Origin of the sequence: Sphingobium olei (assembly GCF_042678845.1) — a bacterium.
In the GTDB taxonomy this organism is placed as follows: Bacteria; Pseudomonadota; Alphaproteobacteria; order Sphingomonadales; family Sphingomonadaceae; genus Sphingobium; species Sphingobium olei.
Map to the genome: position 1 here is coordinate 1 of NZ_JBHTLS010000023.1, position 853 is coordinate 853.

At 57.3% G+C, this 853-nt stretch carries 1 pseudogene; it reads left to right on the forward strand.

Annotated elements, in window-relative coordinates:
- Positions 1-63 precede the first annotated feature (63 nt).
- Positions 64-853: pseudogene (locus ACFQ24_RS03800) on the forward strand (IS5 family transposase); the annotation flags it as partial.

Genomic DNA, 853 nt, shown 5'->3' on the forward strand with positions numbered 1-853 from the left:
CTAGGTTTCGTGGACAAAGGTTGACAGCAGGATCGGGCGTTGATTCAAGGCTGCCTTTTGGAGGTGGCGTTGGGCGAGCGTATTGGGCTGACGGAGGACGAGTGGGGGATCATCGGCACATTACTGCCATCTGAGCGTGGTCGTGGCTGTCGTCCAGCACAGGACAACCGGCTGTATTTCGAAGGCATGATGTGGATCGCCCGCACAGGTTCGCAATGGCGCCACTTGCCGGATGAATATGGCAAGTGGAACAGCGTTTTCCGCCGCTACCGGCGCTGGGTTACGACCGGGGTGTTCGAGGCGATGCTCGAGACACTGGGCGAAATGGTGGCTCGTGATGCCACTGCGGACATGATCGACAGCACCGTGGTCCGAGCACATCATTGTGCCGTCGGCATAAAAAAGGGACTCAGGAAACCGAGGCGCTTGGCCGATCGCGAGGCGGATTCAGCACAAAGCTCCACGCCCGCTGCGATGCCAAAGGCCGACCGCTCGGCTTTGTCCTGACGCCGGGCCAGAGCCACGATATCCAAGGCTTTGGCCCGCTGTTCCGTTTGATTGCTCATAAGATCGAGGCATTGTTGGCGGACAAGGGCTACGATGCAGATGCCATCCGCGAGGAATTGGCCAATGCTGACGTTGAGGCTGTCATTCCCGCCAAAAGCAATCGGCGCGATCCAATCCCACACGATCGCGAAAAATACCGTTGGCGCAATCTTGTCGAACGCCTCTTCAACAAACTCAAGAACTGGCGGCGTATCGCAACTCGATACGACAAAACCAAAGAGTCCTACCTCGGCTTCGTCAATCTCGTCTCAGCCCTGCAATGGATACCCTTTGTCCACGAAACCTA